This window comes from Paenibacillus sp. 1781tsa1, from assembly GCF_024159265.1.
Classification (GTDB): Bacteria; Bacillota; Bacilli; order Paenibacillales; family Paenibacillaceae; genus Paenibacillus.
The window spans coordinates 965,049-983,375 of record NZ_JAMYWY010000001.1 but is presented as its reverse complement, the minus strand read 5'-3'; the positions used below and the strand labels follow the sequence as shown (position 1 = coordinate 983,375).

General features: G+C 47.7%; 13 protein-coding genes and 3 rRNA genes. 5 read left to right on the top strand and 11 right to left on the bottom strand.

What is annotated here, in order from left to right:
• Window positions 1-90: 90 nt before the first annotated feature.
• The 5 genes from NKT06_RS04440 (at window position 91) to NKT06_RS04420 (ending at window position 5,677) form a co-directional block, all read left to right on the top strand.
• A complete protein-coding gene (locus NKT06_RS04440) occupies window positions 91-1,164 on the top strand; it encodes an ABC transporter substrate-binding protein (protein ID WP_253430437.1) in 1,074 nt (357 codons plus the stop codon).
• A 1,109-nt stretch (window positions 1,165-2,273) separates the two neighbouring features.
• On the top strand, window positions 2,274-3,086 hold the full coding sequence (thiM, locus tag NKT06_RS04435; protein ID WP_253430434.1) for a hydroxyethylthiazole kinase: 813 nt from the start codon (window positions 2,274-2,276) through the stop codon (window positions 3,084-3,086).
• Complete coding sequence (thiD, locus tag NKT06_RS04430) at window positions 3,083-3,895, top strand: bifunctional hydroxymethylpyrimidine kinase/phosphomethylpyrimidine kinase (RefSeq protein WP_253430431.1); 813 nt, start codon at window positions 3,083-3,085, stop codon at window positions 3,893-3,895. Before thiM ends, thiD begins: the two co-directional genes overlap by 4 nt.
• Complete coding sequence (gene thiE, locus NKT06_RS04425) at window positions 3,895-4,560, top strand: thiamine phosphate synthase (protein WP_253430428.1); 666 nt, start codon at window positions 3,895-3,897, stop codon at window positions 4,558-4,560. The genes thiD and thiE overlap by 1 nt, the downstream gene beginning before the upstream one ends.
• 373 nt (window positions 4,561-4,933) lie before the next feature.
• Entirely contained in the window at window positions 4,934-5,677 is a 744-nt protein-coding gene (locus NKT06_RS04420) for a MerR family transcriptional regulator (RefSeq protein ID WP_253430425.1), read from the top strand.
• A 564-nt stretch (window positions 5,678-6,241) separates the two neighbouring features.
• On the opposite strand, the gene NKT06_RS04415 is transcribed toward NKT06_RS04420, so the two are convergent.
• From NKT06_RS04415 to NKT06_RS04365, 11 genes are all read right to left on the bottom strand, one after another.
• A complete protein-coding gene (locus NKT06_RS04415) occupies window positions 6,242-6,724 on the bottom strand; it encodes a hypothetical protein (RefSeq protein WP_253430422.1) in 483 nt (160 codons plus the stop codon).
• Between the two features lie 218 nt (window positions 6,725-6,942).
• A complete protein-coding gene (locus NKT06_RS04410; RefSeq protein WP_253430419.1) occupies window positions 6,943-7,599 on the bottom strand; it encodes a deoxynucleoside kinase in 657 nt (218 codons plus the stop codon).
• Window positions 7,596-8,219 (bottom strand): deoxynucleoside kinase, encoded by a 624-nt coding sequence (locus NKT06_RS04405; protein ID WP_017690540.1) that lies wholly within the window; start codon window positions 8,217-8,219, stop codon window positions 7,596-7,598. The genes NKT06_RS04410 and NKT06_RS04405 overlap by 4 nt, the downstream gene beginning before the upstream one ends.
• A gap of 185 nt (window positions 8,220-8,404) precedes the next feature.
• A 5S ribosomal RNA gene (gene rrf, locus NKT06_RS04400) occupies window positions 8,405-8,521 on the bottom strand.
• Between the two features lie 80 nt (window positions 8,522-8,601).
• Window positions 8,602-11,649, bottom strand: a 23S ribosomal RNA gene (locus NKT06_RS04395).
• 309 nt (window positions 11,650-11,958) lie between these two features.
• Window positions 11,959-13,510: ribosomal RNA gene (locus NKT06_RS04390) — 16S ribosomal RNA — on the bottom strand.
• Together the 16S, 23S and 5S rRNA genes form the textbook arrangement of a ribosomal RNA operon.
• 699 nt (window positions 13,511-14,209) lie before the next feature.
• Window positions 14,210-15,385, bottom strand: coding sequence for a YhgE/Pip domain-containing protein (locus tag NKT06_RS04385; protein WP_253430416.1), 1,176 nt, complete (start codon window positions 15,383-15,385; stop codon window positions 14,210-14,212).
• Window positions 15,386-15,465: 80 nt separating this feature from the next.
• On the bottom strand, window positions 15,466-15,897 hold the full coding sequence (locus NKT06_RS04380) for a MarR family winged helix-turn-helix transcriptional regulator (RefSeq protein ID WP_253430412.1): 432 nt from the start codon (window positions 15,895-15,897) through the stop codon (window positions 15,466-15,468).
• 165 nt (window positions 15,898-16,062) lie between these two features.
• Window positions 16,063-16,230, bottom strand: a complete 168-nt coding sequence (locus NKT06_RS04375; RefSeq protein ID WP_076333364.1) for a DUF3934 family protein — start codon at window positions 16,228-16,230, stop codon at window positions 16,063-16,065.
• 137 nt (window positions 16,231-16,367) lie between these two features.
• Window positions 16,368-17,588 carry an MFS transporter gene (locus NKT06_RS04370; protein ID WP_253430409.1) on the bottom strand — a complete coding sequence of 407 codons (1,221 nt, stop codon included), beginning with the start codon at window positions 17,586-17,588 and terminating at the stop codon, window positions 16,368-16,370.
• A 32-nt stretch (window positions 17,589-17,620) separates the two neighbouring features.
• Window positions 17,621-18,220 carry a TetR/AcrR family transcriptional regulator gene (locus tag NKT06_RS04365; RefSeq protein ID WP_253442376.1) on the bottom strand — a complete coding sequence of 200 codons (600 nt, stop codon included), beginning with the start codon at window positions 18,218-18,220 and terminating at the stop codon, window positions 17,621-17,623.
• Between the last annotated feature and the right edge of the window lie 107 nt (window positions 18,221-18,327).

Here is an 18,327-nt window from a genome sequence, read left to right as displayed (position 1 = left end):
AGCAGTTATGTTTCAGTCATCACGTTGTCCGTTAACATCCTGCTGTTCATTTCCTACAAACCTTAAACAATGAAATGAGGAACTTCCATTATGAATAACAAAGGTATACACTCCCTGCTTCCCATCATGCTCGTAATCCTGTTGCTGATTGTTAGCGGATGTAGCCCCGCAGGCACCAACCAAAATACGCCAACAACAGATTCCGCAACCAACGCACAGCAAATAGATCCGTCTACACCAGAACCAGCATCAGACACCAAAGATAAACTGTCCATCATGCTCGACTGGTACCCGAATGCAGTACATTCCTTCATCTATGTTGCTCAGGAAAAAGGGTACTTTGCAGACCAAGGTCTGGATATCGAAATTCAGATGCCTGCGGATACCAATGATTCACTCAAACTTGTTGCTGCCGGTAAAATTGATCTGGCTCTAAGCTACCAGCCCCAAATCTTGCTCGCGCGTGGCGAGAACATTCCTGTACGTTCGATTGCTGCTGTTGTTCGGCACCCGCTTGTTCATCTGTTGACCGAAGCCAATGACAACGTGAGTTCACCCAAAGATCTTGACGGAAAAACTGTCGGTTATTCTTCGATTCCGCTGTATGAAGCGATGGTACGTACGATGATCAGCCACGATGGTGGCAACCCGGATAACATGAATCTGGTCGACGTTGGATTCGATCTGATTCCTTCACTGGCTTCCGGACAGGCGGATGCGATTATGGGTGGTTTTATTAACCATGAACAATTGATTTTGGAGAAAGAAGGCCATGCCATGAAATCGATTAACCCTGTCGACTATGGTGTGCCTGATTATTATGAATTGGTCCTGACCGCAAGTGAAGCTGGCATTCAAGCAAAAAAACAACAGCTTACCCGGTTCGTCAAAGCGATTCAGGAAGGACAAAAATATGTGACTGAGCATCCACAGGAAGCCTTGAATATTCTGCTTGCTCATGAGAATGAAACGTCTCCGCTTGACCCGGAGATCGAAACCAAAAGCCTCGCTATTCTACTGCCACTCATGAATGAAGAAGGTCAACCGTTTGGTCGGCAGGAAATGGAATCGTGGGAGAATGTACGTGCATGGCTCGTTGCAACTGAATTGATTCCTGAATCGGTGAAAGCCGAGGATGCGTTTATTAATCTGCAAGGACAGTAAGTAAAGTAGAGACACGGGAATGAAGGGAAAGGAAAGTGACTAAAAGAATGGGAGTTGAACGTGAGAGGAATGAATAGAAAGTTAGAAAGCGCGTGGGCATTAGGGGCAACAAGGTTTGCGAAATGTAAAAGGTTTCCGAAAGGAAATTGGCTGGAGCAAGCTTTGGAGCATCAGAATTTTTAGCAATCCTAAGTGGCTTGATGTACATTAGGGGGCTTGTTGGTATGCATTTGGGTGGCTTGTTGGTATGCGTTTGGATGACATGATATGCGATCGGGTACCTTGTATGCGTCCGGGCGGCTTGGTGCTATGCATTTGGTCATGTACATTAGCGCACATCTTCAAATCTACCGTGAGCTGAATCCCACCTTAATGTGTTCGGAGTAGGGCATGCGGCGAGCGCTAACGAATCTGAGACGTCTTATTCAAGGATTCAAAGCAGTCTCAGAAATCTAAGGAATCTGAGACACGTTATATCAGAATAAACAGCCGTTTGCAGCGTTTTAATCAAGGAATTCTGGGAAATAACGTGTCTGATGTTCCTTACATTTCAAAAGTAGGATTTGACAGCCAAATAAGATGTCCTGGGTTCTTTAGAAACACCGTCTGACCAAACGCAAGGAATTCGCCAAAAGAGCTGCCAGCTTGGTCTTGGTCTTTAAGACTCTATTTGAACGCTTACGTTCATCACCGTATCGCTTGCCTGAGTTTGGAAACAGGCCCTGGCTCCACTTTCTTTATTCTTTCTTTATTCTTTCTTTATTCTTTATTTTGTACTGTTTCGTTTTCATATTGTTGCGTTTTTGTGCAGCAGCATTTCTGTCCATTTACATTTTATATGTATGCAACCATTAGCTGTTTAAATCAAGGACAGACATAGAGCAAGAAGATTCAGTTTGTCTATATCCAGTTACAAAAATTCATTTTAGTGAGTTTATAAAATTGATTTATATTTACGTTTCTATTTTACCGCTGCTTTCATACCTCTTGCTGTCATTACACTCTGCGCCATACTCAGGCAAGGAGACTCATATTCTATTATTCTGCTGAATGACTCTGCATATCGGATTTCTGCCGGTGGGGTTACTTCAAAACAAGGAGGAAATTATATGTCTTATCTGGAACGTGTTCGTACGCAAAATCCGCTGGTACACAATATCACCAACCTTGTCGTTGCTCCATTCACAGCCAATGGTTTGCTTGCACTTGGTGCGTCCCCTTTTATGGCCTATGCTCATGAAGAAGTCGCTGATGTTGCCAAGATGTCCGGAGCCGTGGTACTCAACATTGGCACACTCGATGATAAAATCGTTCAGGCCATCCGTCTGGCAGGCCAATCGGCTAATGCGCATCATGTGCCTGTGGTGCTTGATCCCGTCGGCGCAGGGGCAACCACCTATCGTACAGAAACCGTTCAGATGCTCGTTCGTGAGCTTCGTCTCACGGTACTGCGCGGCAATGTAGCGGAAGTCGCCAATGTCATTGGTGAAAGCTGGAGTATCAAAGGTGTCGATGCAGGATCAGGTGAAGGTAACCGGATTGGAATTGCGGAGCGGGCAGCACAACATCTTGGCTGTGTCGTGGTCATCACGGGAAAAGAAGATATCATTACCGATGGACAATCCACATTTCTCACAAGTAATGGTCATGCCTTGCTCACTCAGGTCACGGGTGCTGGCTGTCTGCTAAGTTCGGTGATTGGTGCTTTTACTGCCATCGCGGAATCGGAAGCCGATCTTCTAGACAGTGTTGTTGAAGCACTCACTTTTTATGGCGTAGCGGCTGAACTGGCGGCAGAGAAGACGGCTCATCAGGGGCCGGGCAGCTTCCAGATTGAATTGTTGAATCAACTGGCACAAGTAACACCCGACCTTTTGGCAGAACGCGCACAGATCCGTCTGATCCGTGGAGGTGTAGTATGAGCATTGCTCAAGCGCTAACCATTGCAGGTTCCGATAATGGAGGCGGTGCAGGAATTCAGGCCGATTTGAAAACATTTCAGGAGCTTGGCGTATACGGCATGACCGTCATCACCGCTATTGCTGCTCAAAATACAACAGGTGTACAAGGCGTATTCCCCATCCCTTACGATGGCATATCCCAGCAATTGGACTCGACGGGCGAAGACTTTCAGCCAACTGCGGCGAAGACCGGCATGTTATATAGTGCCGAGATAATCAAGCTAGTCGCTGAGAAATGGCAGCACTACCGTTGGTCTAATCTGGTCATCGATCCTGTGATGGTCGCCAAAGGGGGCGCCCCCCTGCTCCAGCAGGAAGCTGTACAGGCGCTAGTTACAGAGCTGTTGCCCCATGCCCTAATCACAACACCTAATATTCCGGAAGCCGAACTGCTTACCGGAATGTCCATCACGAATCTAAGTCAGCGGGAAGAAGCCGCGAGACGGATTGTACAGATGGGCTCAACGTATGCTTTGGTCAAAGGTGGTCATGATGAAGGAAGTGGCATGATCGTGGATGTGCTCTACGATGGGCAGTCTTTTCATTATCTGGAGAATGTTCGTGTGGTAACACGTCATACACACGGAACGGGATGTACATACTCTGCTGCGATCACCGCAGAGTTAGCCAAGGGTTCACCCGTTCTGGCTGCTGTCACGACCGCGCGAGCATTCATTCAGGCAGCCATTGAAGATGAGCTGGGGATTGGGGCCGGACATGGGCCAACGAATCATTTTGCGTATCAGCGCAGACAGCGAGGTGAGCAGTGATGCGCCCTTGGGATGCAGAAGCGGTACAACGCGCGATGCAGGTGTATTTGGTCATGGGCAGCGTCAATACGACGCAAGACCCTGTCGAGGTGCTGCGCCAAGCCATTGCTGGCGGCATTACGCTGTTCCAGTTCCGTGAAAAGGGAACTGGCGCCCTGGTCGGCGAAGCTCGCATGACGCTTGCGATGCGGCTTCGCGAGGTGTGCAGCCAGCACGAGGTCCCGTTCATCGTGAACGATGATGTGGAGCTGGCTGTAGCGGTGGAGGCCGACGGCGTGCATGTCGGCCAGGATGATGCGGACGCGGCGCTGGTACGCGCCCGCATTGGCGATGGGCGGATGCTTGGCGTATCCGCCCACGCTGTGGATGAGGCGCGCCGTGCCGTGCAGGCGGGCGCCGACTATCTTGGCGTCGGGCCCATGTACCCGACGCGCTCCAAAGCGGATGCCCACGCTGTGCTGGGCCCCGCAGGGGTGACGGAACTGCGCGCCGCAGGCATCGCAGTTCCGATTGTGGGTATCGGCGGCATTACGCCCGATACCACGGCCGCCGTGATGGCGGCTGGAGCCGACGGCGTAGCCGTCATCTCCGCCATCGCGGGCGCGGCCGATGTGCGCGCAGCGGCTGCGCAGTTCGCTACGGCAGTGCGCGGGATGCAGGCGTAGCCCTGCTCCCCTGTACTGCCAGCCCGTGGGCTGCACCGAATACATGGTGCAGCCCATAACCGCTCGCTCTCCTCTCCATAACAGAGGAGAATCACAACACCCCTGCGGCGCGGCAGCAACCCATGTCTTCGACATCAAAGCACAGCCGCCGCCCCTACAATGACTGAATAATACAATTATTTCGTGATACCTATTCACATATAGTCATATCTACTCACATTCCAATCAGCTCTAGTCACATCTAGCCACATCCAGTCACCAATCCATGATCAAGATGCAGCTTCCTTGCTCGCATCTTGTTTTTTTCATTTTCAACTGTTGACTCTCACGTAACGTGACACTGTACAATCAGTGTTGTAAGGAGGTTTCACTCATGGCCATGAAGGTAAAAGAAGTTGCCGAACTTGCCTCAATCAGTGTGCGCACACTGCATCATTATGATGAAATCGGGCTATTAACCCCGGACGAAGTAACTGCTGCCGGGTATCGATTATATTCAGATGCCAACCTGGAACGATTGCAGCAGATATTATTTTTTAAGGAACTCGACTTCTCTCTGAAGGAGATCAAAAACATTATAACCAACCCCTCCTTCAATCCGGAAGAAGCACTAAATATGCATCGACTTATACTGCTGGAGAAGCGCCAACGCTTGGACCAGATGATTGCTACCATTGATAAAACAGTCCTACACGTGAGAGGAGAAATTATAATGACAGCCAAAGAACATTTTGAAGGATTTGATTTTAGCCGGAATCCGTATGAACAGGAAGCGCGTGAACGGTGGGGAGACCATGCTGTCGACCAGGCAAATCAGAAGCTGCACAGTAAATCAACCACGGAGCAGAAGGCTCTATCCGATCAAATGAATGAAATCTACAAACATCTGGCTTCACTTCGTCACACAGAACCAGCATCTGCGGAGGCACAGGCTGGCATCAAAGAGTGGTACACTTGGCTAAACCAAATGGGAAGCTACTCACCTGAAGCCTTTAGAGGACTTGGTCAGATGTACGTGGACGATGAACGCTTCACGCGTAATATTGATCAGTTCGGCGATGGTCTGGCAGTATTTATGAGAGATGCTATGGCTGTATTTGCTGACCAAAACAAATAATATAGCCCTGTATTCAACCACATACAGTATTATTCAACTCTCATTGCCGTCAAATAAGCGCTGTAAACGATCGTCTGTAACTTAGACCTCTGTCCTATAGTGGTAAACGTAATCTCTCGTCGTCAGCTTTATTTTCTATAAATGAGATCAGGATATTGTAACCTTCGTTCTGTGGTGACCGTATTGTTCTTGTTAACCTTATGAACATTCTGGGTATATGGTAGGGTTACGTAGTAAATAAATTGAATCGACCCGAATTGTTGCAACAGTGATGAGTCATATCCAGCCTACTTCCTAGTAAATACATAAAAGGGACGTCCGCCTTCTCAAGCGTTACGTCCCTTTTATGTATCCAAGTAACTCAGCCGCAATGTGAACAAGCCTAACGGCTGCTCACTCTGAGTACTTTATAAATATTTTTCTAAAGTAGATGCTCTTTACTACGTTTTCTTCTGCTCCCAGTCCTTCGATATAACCTTTTCACCAGATGCTTAGGATGATGAGCATGAAGTTTTTTCTGTCAAACGTTCTTCATTATGCTGCCAGCGTCCAACGACTATCCGATTAAGCTCTTGGTGCGTGATCCGATGAAGAGACATCCGAGGCTAGACTGGTTCTCGCCATCCGGCCAGGAATCTGCCATGCAGATACAATCGCAAGCACAATGAATAACAAATCAATGGGTTGACTGAAATAGTCTTGGAAGGTTTCTGCAAACGCGCTGATCATCTCGCTATCAAACACGAGTTCCATCACACTTACATCCCCAAATAGTTCGGAAGTAAAATAAACCACCGTCAGATATTTCCCCAGCAAAATGCCAACGAGCGCAAACAGTACGGCAATAATCTTATGTACTGTCGCAATCTGTTTATTGGAGAACAACACAACGGCGTAGCCCGTGAGCGCTCCAATCAAAATCGCAATTAATCCTACCTCATACTCGGTCATTGCGGCAATAGCCGCCCACACGATGCCCCCCAGAATGGCTGCAATTAAGCCACCAATGATCGGCATACCGATTTTAACTCCTTGTTTCTCTTCCACGTTGTCTTTCCCTCCTGAGTCATGCATATGCTTCTTTTCCAGAATTCACCTTTCCTATGAAACCACAAAAAGACCTATTATTCAACATTTTTCTACTGATGGCCATAAAAAACATCCCTTCCAACAGCATAATAGCCGTAGAAGGGATGTTGTCCGTATCTATATTTTAGATATAACCACTGTAACCCAGAAAACTACATAGGGAAACTCGCTCTATCTTATCTTTGCGTTTCCTTAGTAGGCTGAATGACAGCTGCAATCTGTGCCAAAATGGCATCCACCGATGCCGGATCATGCACATCATACTCATCAATATTCAGACGCAGCACAGGGCAAGCCGTAAACTGATCAATCCACACGGAATAGCGCTCATGCATGTGTTCCCAGTACGAACGGTCTGTCTGAATCTCCATCTCGCGTCCACGTTCCGTAATTCGGTTTAAAATCGAAGGCAGACTGCCTTCCAGATAGATCAGCACATCTGGATGTGGGAAATACGGTGTCATCACCATTGCTTCAAACAAACTGCTGTATGTCTCGAAATCAGTAGCAGACATGGTTCCTTGATCTGCATGCATTTGCGCGAAAATGCCCGTATCTTCATAGATGGAACGATCCTGTACGAACCCCCCACCCAGTTCAAAAATCTTCTTCTGTTCCTTGAAGCGCTCTGCCAGGAAATAAATCTGCAGATGGAAGCTCCAACGCTCGAAGTCATGATAGAACTTCTCCAAATATGGATTATGATCGACTTGCTCTAGAGAAGTCTTGAAATTCAAACGCTGTGCAAGCGCAGCTGTTAACGTGGATTTGCCCACTCCAACCGTACCTGCTACCGTAATTAATGCATTCGTTGGAATGCCATAGTTATTCATATAATATACTCCTTTACCTGATTAACAATTTGCCTGAAGTGTTCAGGATGTTCCACAAAGTCGAGTTGCTCTGCATTGACCTTAATGATTACTGGCGGATTTGAGCTATTCGCAAGATAGTCCATACCTGTTTTGTAATCAGCAATCAGTTGTTCCATATATGCCGGGTCCATGTCCTGCTCAAATGAGCGTCCACGCTTGTTAATGCGGTACATCAACGTATCGAGTTCAGCTTCAATATAAAGCACCAGATTGGGCTTTGGCAGATCATCTGTTAACAGATGATAGATTTGACGGTATTTATCCCGTTTCGTTCCTTTTAAGGTACGATCGGCAAAAATCATATTTTTATAAATATGGTAGTCCGAAATGACTGGGGTATTCTGCTCTACATAATGAGCACCCGTGTCTTCCAATTGTTTAAACCGATTACACAGAAAGAACATTTCCAATTGGAAGCTCCACTCGTCGATATCCTGATAAAAGGAAGCCAAAAATGGATTCTCTTCTACAATTTCTTTAACTAACGGAAGATTCAATTCATGGGAAAGCATCGTTGCCAGCGTTGTTTTCCCCGCTCCAATCGGACCTTCCACGGCAATAAACGGGGCTGATTTCATCGTGTTCACTGTTCCTCCTCGTACTTATGCGTGTTTCCGTTTTCTATATAGACCTCACCTATTGTATCACAGCTTTAAGGATTGGAATGCCAGTATTTTATGTATATAACAAGTCAAATCTGAACGAATGAATTACATTAAAACAAAAAAGACACACTCGATATCATCAAGTGTGTCTTTCGATTGCTTGGCGGCGTCCTACTCTCCCAGGACCCTGCGGTCCAAGTACCATCGGCGCTAGAGGGCTTAACGGTCGTGTTCGGGATGGGTACGTGTGGAACCCCTCCGCCATCGCCACCAAACGCATAGCTAAGCTTTCTTTTCAGAGATCGTTCTCTGAAAACTAGATTCGAAACGAAAGTGTGCGAATTGAACTTGCAAATTGGATAAGCCCTCGACCGATTAGTACTGGTCAGCTCCATGCATTGCTGCACTTCCACCCCCAGCCTATCTACCTCGTCGTCTTCAAGGGGTCTTACATACTGGGAAATCTCATCTTGAGGGGGGCTTCACGCTTAGATGCTTTCAGCGTTTATCCCGTCCGTACATAGCTACCCAGCGGTGCTCCTGGCGGAACAACTGGTACACCAGCGGTACGTCCATCCCGGTCCTCTCGTACTAAGGACAGCTCCTCTCAAATTTCCTACGCCCACGACAGATAGGGACCGAACTGTCTCACGACGTTCTGAACCCAGCTCGCGTACCGCTTTAATGGGCGAACAGCCCAACCCTTGGGACCTACTTCAGCCCCAGGATGCGATGAGCCGACATCGAGGTGCCAAACCTCCCCGTCGATGTGGACTCTTGGGGGAGATAAGCCTGTTATCCCCAGGGTAGCTTTTATCCGTTGAGCGATGGCCCTTCCATGCGGTACCACCGGATCACTAAGCCCGACTTTCGTCCCTGCTCGACTTGTAGGTCTCGCAGTCAAGCTCCCTTATGCCTTTGCACTCTTCGAATGATTTCCAACCATTCTGAGGGAACCTTTGGGCGCCTCCGTTACTCTTTAGGAGGCGACCGCCCCAGTCAAACTGCCCACCTGACACTGTCCCCGCACCGGATTACGGTACCAGGTTAGAACCTAGATACGATCAGGGTGGTATCCCAACGTTGCCTCCACAGAAGCTTGCGCTCCTGCTTCAAAGGCTCCCACCTATCCTGTACAGATCGTACCCAAATTCAATATCAAGCTGCAGTAAAGCTCCATGGGGTCTTTCCGTCTTGTCGCGGGTAACCTGCATCTTCACAGGTATTAAAATTTCACCGGATCTCTCGTTGAGACAGCGCCCAAGTCGTTACGCCATTCGTGCGGGTCAGAATTTACCTGACAAGGAATTTCGCTACCTTAGGACCGTTATAGTTACGGCCGCCGTTTACTGGGGCTTCGGTTCACAGCTTCGGATTGCTCCTAACCACTCCCCTTAACCTTCCAGCACCGGGCAGGCGTCAGCCCGTATACTTCGCCTTACGGCTTCGCACAGACCTGTGTTTTTGCTAAACAGTCGCTTGGGCCTTTTCACTGCGGCCCCCTCGTGCTATTCACACTACCGGGGCACCCCTTCTCCCGAAGTTACGGGGTCATTTTGCCGAGTTCCTTAACGAGAGTTCTTCCGCGCGCCTTAGAATACTCTTCTCGCCTACCTGTGTCGGTTTGCGGTACGGGCACCTTCACCTGGCTAGAGGCTTTTCTTGGCAGTGTGAGATCATGACCTTCGCTACTATAATTTTCGCTCCCCATCACAGCTCAGCCTTACAATGTGCGGATTTGCCTACACATCAGCCTCACTGCTTAGACGGACATCCATCAGTCCGCGTCACTACCCTACTGCGTCCCCCCATTGCTCATAACGGCTTACGGTGGTACAGGAATTTCGACCTGTTGTCCTTCGACTACGCCTTTCGGCCTCGCCTTAGGTCCCGACTTACCCTGAGCGGACGAGCCTTCCTCAGGAACCCTTAGGCTTTCGGCGGATCAGATTCTCACTGATCTTTTCGTTACTCATACCGGCATTCTCACTTGTATAATGTCCAGCGCTCCTTACGGTACACCTTCAACCCTTATACAACGCTCCCCTACCCCTGGATCGACTTCACTCCAGCTTCGAAGCCCTGTGTTTATCCCCTGGGAAGCATTTGGTCATCCAAGATAGAACCTCTTGTCAGACAAAAATGTCCTTGTGGTAAACACCGCCTCAAAGAAGCAGTGAAGTCGATCCAAGCCATAGCTTCGGTGGTGTGTTTAGCCCCGTTACATTTTCGGCGCAGAGTCACTCGACCAGTGAGCTATTACGCACTCTTTCAATGGTGGCTGCTTCTAAGCCAACATCCTGGTTGTCTGTGCAACTCCACATCCTTTCCCACTTAACACACACTTGGGGACCTTAGCTGATGGTCTGGGCTGTTTCCCTTTTGACAATGGATCTTAGCACTCACTGTCTGACTCCCGGAAGTAAGTCTATGGCATTCGGAGTTTGACTGAGCTTGGTAACCCTTGCGGGCCCCGCACCCAATCAGTGCTCTACCTCCACGACTCTGTTTTCCGAGGCTAGCCCTAAAGCTATTTCGGGGAGAACCAGCTATCTCCGAGTTCGATTGGAATTTCTCCGCTACCCCCACCTCATCCCCGCACTTTTCAACGTGCGTGGGTTCGGGCCTCCAGTGCGTGTTACCGCACCTTCACCCTGGACAGGGGTAGATCACCCGGTTTCGGGTCTACGTCCACGTACTACATCGCCCTATTCAGACTCGCTTTCGCTGCGGCTCCGGCTCTTCACCTTAACCTTGCACGGGAACGTAACTCGCCGGTTCATTCTACAAAAGGCACGCCATCACCCCTAAAACGGGCTCTGACTTTTTGTAAGCACACGGTTTCAGGTTCTATTTCACTCCCCTTCCGGGGTGCTTTTCACCTTTCCCTCACGGTACTGCTTCACTATCGGTCGCTAGGAAGTATTTAGCCTTGGCAGATGGTCCTGCCGGATTCATACGGGGTTTCACGTGCCCCGCACTACTCGGGATCCGTCTCGGAGGGAACAGACTTTCAATTACAGGGCTTTTACCTTCTTTGGCGGGCCTTTCCAGACCTCTTCGCTTAACCGGTTCCTTTGTAACTCCATGTGAGACGTCCCACAACCCCAAAGAGCAAGCTCTCTGGTTTGGGCTTCTCCGCGTTCGCTCGCCGCTACTGACGGAATCACTATTGTTTTCTCTTCCTCAGGGTACTTAGATGTTTCAGTTCCCCTGGTATGCCTCTACATAACCTATGTATTCAGTTATGAGTAACTGGAAATTACCCCAGCTGGGTTTCCCCATTCGGACACCCCCGGATCAAAGCTTGCTTACAGCTCCCCGAGGCAGTTTCGTTGTTCGCCACGTCCTTCATCGGCTCCTAGCGCCTAGGCATCCTCCGTGTGCTCTTAGTAGCTTAACCATATTGCTCCGGTTTTGACTGCTCGCTTCCCTTGTTTTGCTTGCGCAAAGCCAAAAGTCACTCCCATCCAATACCATCGCAAAAGCAATTAAGTACCAATTTATTAAACTTGTTATACACAAGTTCAGCTAAAAAGGAATGTTCTAATTCGCATTTACTTTCGTTTCGATATCTAGTTTTCAAAGAACAAGCTCCATGCAAAAGCAAGCTGTTTGAGAGTTTGAGCTCTCAAAACTGAGCAACGAGTGAGTGGTTTGCAGCTAAGCTGCGTATTTGAATGTTTCCGTTACAGGAAACGATTCTCCATAGAAAGGAGGTGATCCAGCCGCACCTTCCGATACGGCTACCTTGTTACGACTTCACCCCAATCATCTATCCCACCTTCGGCGGCTGGCTCCTTGCGGTTACCCCACCGACTTCGGGTGTTATAAACTCTCGTGGTGTGACGGGCGGTGTGTACAAGACCCGGGAACGTATTCACCGCGGCATGCTGATCCGCGATTACTAGCAATTCCGACTTCATGCAGGCGAGTTGCAGCCTGCAATCCGAACTGAGACCGGCTTTTTAGGATTCGTTCCACCTCGCGGCTTCACAGCCCGTTGTACCGGCCATTGTAGTACGTGTGTAGCCCAGGTCATAAGGGGCATGATGATTTGACGTCATCCCCACCTTCCTCCGGTTTGTCACCGGCAGTCACCTTAGAGTGCCCATCCGAAATGCTGGCAACTAAGATCAAGGGTTGCGCTCGTTGCGGGACTTAACCCAACATCTCACGACACGAGCTGACGACAACCATGCACCACCTGTCTCCTCTGTCCCGAAGGAAAGGTACATCTCTGTACCGGTCAGAGGGATGTCAAGACCTGGTAAGGTTCTTCGCGTTGCTTCGAATTAAACCACATACTCCACTGCTTGTGCGGGTCCCCGTCAATTCCTTTGAGTTTCAGTCTTGCGACCGTACTCCCCAGGCGGAGTGCTTAATGTGTTAACTTCGGCACCAAGGGTATCGAAACCCCTAACACCTAGCACTCATCGTTTACGGCGTGGACTACCAGGGTATCTAATCCTGTTTGCTCCCCACGCTTTCGCGCCTCAGCGTCAGTTACAGCCCAGAGAGTCGCCTTCGCCACTGGTGTTCCTCCACATATCTACGCATTTCACCGCTACACGTGGAATTCCACTCTCCTCTTCTGCACTCAAGTCACCCAGTTTCCAGTGCGATCCGGGGTTGAGCCCCGGGATTAAACACCAGACTTAAATGACCGCCTGCGCGCGCTTTACGCCCAATAATTCCGGACAACGCTTGCCCCCTACGTATTACCGCGGCTGCTGGCACGTAGTTAGCCGGGGCTTTCTTCTCAGGTACCGTCACCTTGAGAGCAGTTACTCTCCCAAGCGTTCTTCCCTGGCAACAGAGCTTTACGATCCGAAAACCTTCATCACTCACGCGGCATTGCTCCGTCAGGCTTTCGCCCATTGCGGAAGATTCCCTACTGCTGCCTCCCGTAGGAGTCTGGGCCGTGTCTCAGTCCCAGTGTGGCCGATCACCCTCTCAGGTCGGCTACGCATCGTCGCCTTGGTGAGCCGTTACCCCACCAACTAGCTAATGCGCCGCAGGCCCATCCCCAAGTGACAGATTGCTCCGTCTTTCCAGTTCTCTTCAGGCGAAGAAAACAATTATTCGGTATTAGCTACCGTTTCCGGTAGTTGTCCCAAACTTGAGGGCAGGTTGCCTACGTGTTACTCACCCGTCCGCCGCTAACCATCAGAGAAGCAAGCTTCTCTTCAAGTCCGCTCGACTTGCATGTATTAGGCATGCCGCCAGCGTTCGTCCTGAGCCAGGATCAAACTCTCCAATAAAGTATTGAAAAGAGCGATAAGCTCATTTTGAATCTGACGAGATTAAAATCTCATTTGTGCTCCAGTCGATTCAAGCCAAGGCTTGTTTCAAACTTTCGCGTTCATTCTGCAAGCAGAATGTTTACTCACTCGTTGTTCAGTTTTCAAAGATCAAACTTGTTTCGCTACCGAATGACTTTCTCTTCAGCAACTCTTATATAATATCATGTCCGAACCAACTTTGCAAGCTCTTTTTTTTAAGTTTCTTTCGAAGCTTATTTCATTCGCTTGCCGCACCGTGTAAACTGTGTTTTCTTGGCCGGATTAATAATATATCACGTACAGATATTAATTACAACACTTAATTTAATTAAATTCATTTACTACAAATCAACTACTTTCACTGCGTTGCTCTCATCTATCTCAGTTGTATAGTTTTATAGTCTAAGTCCATTCATACAACGTAATACATGTCTAATTGTTTTTAGAACTAATAGGATTAGATATTCTAGGATATATTTTAGCTTCATTAATATGCTAATATGCTCAATTTAGGTTGTCCTTTTATCAAGGTCATGCAAGATTACTCGGAGGCACTGTAAGTTACCACGAGCATAAGTAGAGGTATTATAGAAGATACACAAAAAAAGTGATGCACGCATATAACTATACGTGAACCACTTTCTTGTGTGTTATTACATTATATATAGAAGGAAACTCTTAATGTTGTGCCTGTGCTGATGCTGGAGGCGTCATCGTCATTTGTCCATTACCAGCTTTTTGCATGCCAACTCGTAGAAGCGTAATTCCCCACGTTATAACCGCGATCAGCAGAAGATGAATCATGAATCCACCCACAGCTTCCCCACTATAGATCAAACGCATAAATCCCTGTACTCCATTGGAGGCGGGCAGAAAGTTTCCAATATGACGGTAAAATGGCGCCAGCATCTCGGCTGGAATGATATTTCCTGCTGTCATCAACTGGAGTGGAACCATCGCTACATTAAATAGAGGACCTGCATTGCCAAACAGGGCAAAACTCATCTGTGTAAAACAGATACAAGCCAGACTCACCAGCACATGATACAGATACAACGCGCCGAAGGAGCTCGCCACATCCGTGAACTGAAGAGCCACTGTATCTACAATCAGGGGAACAATCACAGCTATACACAATAACAGCATTTGCCGTCCCCAGAAGATTTCCCACTTGGAATGGGTACGCTTCATGATATTTGACGTAATATTGAACTGAATGTTCATAGTCATCGCAGCAATGTAGGTGATAAAACCCAGGATCATAGGAAGCATCGATGTAGCAAAATCACTTACACTGTTCGTTTTATTAATTTCAGCCTTCACAGGCCCTTCATTCATCTTTGCCATCGCTTGTCCGATAGCTGCACTCAGCTCATCGTTGTTAATAGTATCCTGGTTAAGGGTCACTTGAACCTTGGACTCCAAAATCCCTTGACCCATTTGTGCAGTCATTCCAGTCGCTGCGTGTTCCACAATGGATTTGGCTACATCAGCATTTCCCTGATTAATATAGAAGGACAAACTCGCCTCTGTACCGCCTTCAATCTGGTCAGTGAATCCTTCCGGAATAACAATAACCATCGCATAGTTACCTGCATTCATCTCTTTCTCGGCTTCCTGTGAAGAATTCAGCACATTGACATGGAAAGGCGCGAGCGATTCAATCTGCTTCTGTACCTCTGTACCTTGCGTCCCATCTTCGTTCACCAAAGCAACTTGAAGTTGATCTACTCTCTCCGTGGCTTGATGATAACCCGTCATCCAGATCACAACAAATAACAGTGGAACAATCAATGAGAATACCAACCCGATTTTTGTCTGTGGCACTTTAAGAAAATCTTTGAAGCTTTTCATTCGTTCACGACTCCCATTAGTTAAAATCAAAATAATTGCACTACATATATATGCACATGCACATATTAGGTCAAAAAAATTTATTTCATCTTCTCATAGATGCGATTCATCACATTCATGAATGCTCCAAGCTCTTCAGGGGAACATTCGGCGAGTGCCTCTTGCTCTTGCTGTTTTGCCTTTGGTGTCAGAACGTTATTCATCTCCAGTCCTTCCGCCGTCAAACAAAGCAAAACTGCTCTCCGGTCCTGTGGATCTTCTTCCCTCGTCACCAGACCTTTGCGAATCAACTTGTCTATAATTTTCCCCACAGTTGTCTGGTCCCGAACTGTTAATTCAGCCAGTTTCTTCTGTGATATATGGCTTCCAGCCTTGCTCAATTCATTCAGAACTGCAAATTGTTCCGGAGTAATATCCTGCTCACTCAGATTTCTGGTTGTTGTTTTTTTATATGCCAGATACGTACGTGACAGAATCAGTCCAAGTGGATTTTCATCCATATTTACAGGCATGCTGATGCTCCTCCCTCCATATAGTAGCACTACCATCTAATTTGCGTAAGCTCTATATTATTACCAGATCTACACTACTGTCAATTTAATTTTTTATATCTCCAAACAAAAAGAGACCCACCCGTTAGTCAGGCAGCTCTCTCCTCTGGCATCGTCAAGCCACACTTACTCGGGCTTGCCACTTGAAGTTTCGGTATCGTCCTTCTTCTTCGTACCTTTACTTTTATAAGGCTTCGGGGTACTCTTTGCCCGGTTAGCAGCGGCTTGCCAACGGTTCCAGCCTTTTTTACCCGTGCCACGGCCGGTGCCGCCTTTTCCTTTTGCTTTGCTCATGTTATCACTCCAATAATCCTGTATATGCTTAAAAATGACCGTCCTCGGTAACTTATTATGCAACCCAGCCCATCTAATTCACTTCCAGCATTTCTTATTATACCAAAAAACGATGCTACTACGTCTTTTCCGTACAATTACATCTCAGCCTTCGGTTGTTTCACCGTTTTGCCTCCTCGGAGTACCCGTAGGGATAACAGGAAACAGATCGCCAGGACGGCAGCTGCTGAAACATAAGGATAGTTAATATTCACATCGAACAGTGCTCCAGCTACGATCGGACCTGCGATATTCCCCAAACTGGTATACGCCGAGTTCAATCCAGCCACAAAGCCCTGTTGTTCTTGTGCAAGTTTGGACATCTGTGTGCTGATTGCCGGACGCAAAATATCCATCCCCAGAAAGACGATAAACGTTACGACAAGAATGAGCCAGTACGTGTGCACAAACAAGGTCAATAGTACAAATACGGCTACAAATAACAGACAGACCGAAATGACCATCTTTTCACCAAACCGATTAAGCAACCAACCGATCAGGGATACTTGCACAACCGCACCCGCGATGGAACCAAATGTAATAATGAATGCAATGTCTTTCGTGGTGAAACCAAACTTGTGATCCACAAACAGTGAAAATACGGTCTCATAGTTCGCCAGACCAAATGCCATAACAAACACAATAATCAAGCTAAAGAAGTAGGGTTCACGGTACGAATTCAGTAATTGAGATATCATACCCGGAGCTTTGACATTCGCCTCGCCAGCCGCAGGTTTACTTTGTTCTCCTGTGCTTCGGGTAGATTCAGGCAAAATAATTAATGTAATGATGGATGCGAGCAAACCGGCAACCCCTGCGGCGTAGAACGGAATTCGAATGCCAAAGTCAGCAATGTATCCACCAATTCCCGGTCCGATGATAAATCCGGTTGTAATGGCTGCATTAATCAAGCCCATACCTTTGCCGCGTTCTTCCTCCGTAGTAATATCCGCAGTGTATGCCATAACTGCCGGGAAGATCATCGCTGCTCCAATCCCACCAAGCATACGGGCTGCGAAGAGCAGCACCGGTGCATTAACCACACCAAACATAAACTCCGATACGGCAAAGATTAGCATACCGCCAACGATAATTTTTTTACGTCCCCACGTATCCGACCAACGACCCGCTAGCGGGGAGAACAGAAACTGTGTGAAGGAGAATGCCGCGACCAGCAATCCAACTGTGAATCCGGTGATATGGAGAAGATCCATATACGCAGGCATGATCGGCACAACCAGACCAATACCCGTAAAAACAAGAAAAATATTAAACATTAACAGCAGCAGTGCGCCCCTGTTCCGTGTTAGTAATGCCATGATTCCATCCTCCGTAGTTGTCAAAATGTTGCTTAAGCTTTATCTTTTGCAATCCCGTGCAAGAATACACTGGCAGCCTGGCGGTATAACGCAAGAGCCTGTTCAGGCTCCATGCCCCGTGACATCTGACTTAGACCAATAATGGTACTTTCCAAGATCAGTGCGAGATGATCTACATTGTCTGCTTTGAACTCACCACTCTCAATCCCTTGTTCTATCATTTGTTTGTTGAATTGTAGATGCCGCTCAAACATTAAGGAGATCCGCTCCTCAATATCATTTTCTTTCTTTTCCCCTGTGAAGAACTCATCAGCCGCTTTCGTCAGTGGGTGATTCATATCATCCATGACGAGTTGTTCAGCCAAACCATAAATCTTCTCCGTGGAGGTGCGATAGAGATGTTCTTTGGCCGCCCAACTCTCTTCCCACTCCCGATCCCACTCATCGATTAGATAGAGGAACAGGCCTTCTTTGCTTTTAAAATGGTAATATATATTGCCTTTGCTGCTGCCCGTCGCAGCTACAATATCCTCAATAGACGTTGCTTTGTAGCCTTTTTGTACAAAAAGGGCTTTGGAAGCATCCGCAAGTTTTTTCTTGGTCTGCTCGGTTTGAAGTTGCTTTTTATTCATATTCATTCCATTTCACTCCGTCTCATGCATACTGAACATTCGTTCTGTATTTTAACAGATGCATTGAATATAAGCAATGAAAAAGGAGACTTGGCACATAAGCCAAC